The sequence below is a fragment of the Protofrankia sp. CiP1_Cm_nod4 genome, from assembly GCF_982290645.1.
Genome location: NZ_CEVIVC010000031.1, coordinates 17,817 through 21,080, shown reverse-complemented (window position 1 = coordinate 21,080; position 3,264 = coordinate 17,817). Strand labels below are relative to the sequence as shown.

Here is a 3,264-nt window from a genome sequence, read left to right as displayed (position 1 = left end):
CACCCACCCCGACCACGCGGTAAGCCACGAGCTGACCGCCCTGCTGGGCGCGAGCAGGGACGCGGCGGGCCGCCCGCTGCACGTCGTCGAGATCCCCGCGCCCGCCGTCCTGCTCGACGGGCAGCCCACCAGCTACTCCTACATCAACCACTATGTCGGCAACGGATTCGTCCTGGTCGGCACCTTCGACGACCCGGCCGACCAGCGCGCCCTGGACCTGCTGGCCAGGCTGTATCCGGGCCGGCGGGTGGAGACGGTCGACGGGCGGGCCGTCTTCGCCTACGGCGGCGGCGTCCACTGCATCACCCAGCAACAGCCACGCGTCACGCGATGAGGACAACGACCACCGGCAGGCCGTCACCCGCCAGGTCGGTGGCTCCCGTCCGCAACCGTGGCTCAGCTCGGCTCAGCTCAGCTCAGTACGAGCGCGAGGGCGGCCAGCCCGGACACCACAGCCGCCAGCGCCACGCATCGGAGCGCCCCGGCCGGGCTCGCCCGGCGGCTGCTGACATCGGCCATGTCCTGGTGGTGGCGTCTCGATCCGGTCAGCCATGCCGCCGCTCCAGCGCTGAGCGCCCACGCACCGGCCGTACATCCCAGCGGACGATTCCCGTGGCCGCAGGAGACGTGCAGGAGCAACGCGCCCAGGCCGACGAACGCGAACCCGGTGCGCTGCCAGGCCAGGTAGGTCCGCTCCGGCTGTGTCTCCCCCGCGGCGCGGTCCGGCACCATCAGCCGATCGCCGCAGGCCCTGGGGCCGCCCGGGGTGGCGCCGCCGTCGGCAGGGCTCACCGTGCCCCTCGGCTGGCGACCAGCACGAAGATCAGCGCAGCCGTGCTCACCAGCGCCACGCCGGCGGCGAGCAGCCGGGGCAGTCCCGAAACCGGCAGCGGCCGCCGCTCCCGCATCGCCCGTTCGACGATCACCCATCGCCGGTAGCTGGTCGCCGCGACGGTAGTGCCGAGTATGATCAGCGGTACGCCCAGAACATGCCGGGCACCGGGGACGCTGAACTCGGGCACGACCTGGACCACCGCCACGCCGCCCGCGAGCAGGGCGAGCGACGTGCGGATCCACGCGAGGAACGTCCGTTCGTTGGCGAGGCTGAAGCGGACGTCCGGGTCCTGACCGACCAGGCCGACATCCCCCAGCCGGGACCCGTCCCTCGACCGGCGCCCATTCCTCGGACGGCACCACCACGCGCGCGCGGACCACGCCCGTCGGGACGGTAAGCGACCGCTCCCATGCCCGTCTTCGCCCGCGCCCACCCCCTCACCGTACTGGTCGAAACGTCGCCGCCCAGGTACGCCGCCGGCCCCCCGCGGCGGCGCTGGCCGAGGTGAGACTGGGGGCATGCCGACGTTGCCAGCGGATCTGATCGCCGCACTGACCGCGCCGCTCACCGGGCTGGACGCCGAGCTGGCCACCCGCTTTCCCGGGGATCCGGGCAGCTCCCAGCCGGTGCACACCTGCTACGTGCCGGCCGACCAGGTGACCGCGACCGTCGTCGACGACTGGGCCGCGGCCGCCCGGGCCGCCTTCGGCGCGCACGCCGGCGAACCATCCGGCCTGGCGGCGGCGACCGGCGTCCCGGCGGCCCTGGCCGGGCGGGTCCACGACCATGTCCGCCGGGTGCTCACCGGCTCGCCGGTCGCCGACCTCCGGGTGGATCTCGAGGACGGGTACGGTGTCCGCGCCGACGCCGAGGAGGACGCCCACGCCGTCGCCGCGGCCGAGGCACTGCGCGCGGCCGCCGCCGCGGGCCGGCTCCCGGCGTCCTACGGGCTGCGGCCGAAGTCGCTGGACGCGGCCGTGCGCGCCCGCGGGCTGCGCAGCCTGGACCTCTTCCTGACCGCGCTCACCGCGGGCGGCACCGCCGCCGCGCCGCCCGGACTGGTGATCACCCTGCCGAAGGTGAGCGCGCCACAGCAGGTGAGCATGTTCGGCGCCGTCCTTGAGGAGCTGGAGGGACGCCTCGGGCTGGCACCCGTACCGCTGGAGGTGCAGGTCGAGACCCCGGCGGCGGTGCTGGCGCTGCCGGCGGTCGTGGCGGCGGGCCGCCCCCGCCTGCGCGGCCTGCACGTGGGCACCTACGACTACTCGGCGGCGCTGGGGATCAGCGCCGAGCATCAGGCCGGCGACCATCCGGCGGTGGAGCTCGCCACCGCGCTCATGCAGCTCGCCGCGGCCGGCACGGGCGTGCGGGTGGCGGACGGGTCGTGCAACCTGCTGCCGGTCGGTGACCGCGCCGCGGTGCACGCGGCCTGGCGGCGGCACGCCGAGCTGATCCGCCGGGCCTGGCGGCGCGGTCTCTACCAGGGCTGGGACCTGCACCCGGCGCAGCTGGTCTCCCGGCACGCGGCCGTGGCGTCCTGCCTGCTCACCGGCCTGCCCACCGCGCTGGCCCGGCTGTCCCGCTGGGCCGCTACCGGCGCCGCCGGCGCCGGCGCCGGCGCCGTCGGCGGCACTGTCGCGGCGCATGCGACCGGTCCGCTCGCGACGATCGGCCCAGCCGGCCCGGTCACGGCAGCCGGCCCGGTCGCCGACGAGCCCGCGACCGCCCGCGCGCTGGCCGGCCATCTCCGACGGGCACTGGACGTGGGCCTCCTCGACGACGCCGACCTGGCCGCAACCGGCCTGACCCGCGAAACGGTCGCCGCTGCCGCCCTGCCCCCACCCGGAACCCACCGACCATCTGGATGAACGCATCCGGTCACGAACATCCGATCACATCGTCCGCCCCGCGCTCTGCCCGCACACGCGGTGCTCGGCTCGTAGTGCTCGTTTATGCCCAAGTTGTTAACTACTCTTAGTAGTCAAACAACTCTGACACAGAACGCCTCAGGTGCCGCGGTAGGCGGAGAAGCCGTAGGGGGACAGCAGCAGGGGGACGTGGTGGTGCTGCCCGGGGTCGGTCACGACGAAGGTGATGACGACCTCCGGGAAGAACGCCGAACGGGACGTGGTGTCGAACACCAGGCGCCACGCCCCCGGCCCCTCAACCGGCAGGTCCCGCACCCGTCCATCACTGCCGGTCACAGCGGACGTCACCAGCCGCCAGCCGCGGACGTCGCCGCCGAAGCCCACGATTATTCGTTCGAGCTGGACCGGGATGCCTTCGGCCGGCTCCCCGGTGGCGATGTCGAGCACATGCGTGGAAACAGTCACTCCCGCATCATGCTCCTCTCACCGTCAGCGACCATGATCATCCGCACGCGATACCGGTGGGTGGCGCGGCCGGCCCGGGCCGGCGCCCGGGCCGGC

General features: G+C 74.4%; 5 protein-coding genes. 2 read left to right on the top strand and 3 right to left on the bottom strand.

Annotated features, from left to right (window positions below; all coding sequences use genetic code 11):
• A partial coding sequence (locus tag AC5LSR_RS08490; protein ID WP_493468324.1) for an agmatine deiminase family protein occupies window positions 1-334 on the top strand: 334 nt, incomplete at its 5' end.
• A 77-nt stretch (window positions 335-411) separates the two neighbouring features.
• Here the strand turns inward: AC5LSR_RS08490 and AC5LSR_RS08485 are convergent.
• The gene (locus AC5LSR_RS08485) at window positions 412-792 is read right to left on the bottom strand and encodes a DUF202 domain-containing protein (RefSeq protein ID WP_250286298.1); all 381 of its coding nucleotides are present in this window, start codon (window positions 790-792) and stop codon (window positions 412-414) included.
• A complete protein-coding gene (locus AC5LSR_RS08480) occupies window positions 789-1,268 on the bottom strand; it encodes a YidH family protein (RefSeq protein ID WP_250286296.1) in 480 nt (159 codons plus the stop codon). Before AC5LSR_RS08480 ends, AC5LSR_RS08485 begins: the two co-directional genes overlap by 4 nt.
• An 85-nt stretch (window positions 1,269-1,353) precedes the next feature.
• On the opposite strand from AC5LSR_RS08480, the gene AC5LSR_RS08475 reads away from it, so the two are divergent.
• The gene (locus AC5LSR_RS08475; protein ID WP_493464917.1) at window positions 1,354-2,703 is read left to right on the top strand and encodes a DUF6986 family protein; all 1,350 of its coding nucleotides are present in this window, start codon (window positions 1,354-1,356) and stop codon (window positions 2,701-2,703) included.
• 138 nt (window positions 2,704-2,841) lie between these two features.
• On the opposite strand, the gene uraH is transcribed toward AC5LSR_RS08475, so the two are convergent.
• Window positions 2,842-3,168: a hydroxyisourate hydrolase gene (gene uraH, locus AC5LSR_RS08470; RefSeq protein ID WP_250290324.1), complete on the bottom strand. Its 327-nt coding sequence runs from the start codon at window positions 3,166-3,168 to the stop codon at window positions 2,842-2,844.
• Window positions 3,169-3,264 lie beyond the last annotated feature (96 nt).

Coding starts and splice junctions, on each gene's coding strand:
- AC5LSR_RS08475 (WP_493464917.1), top strand. CDS start 1,354: ATGCCGACGTTGCCAGCGGATCTGATCGCCGCACTGACCGCGCCGCTC.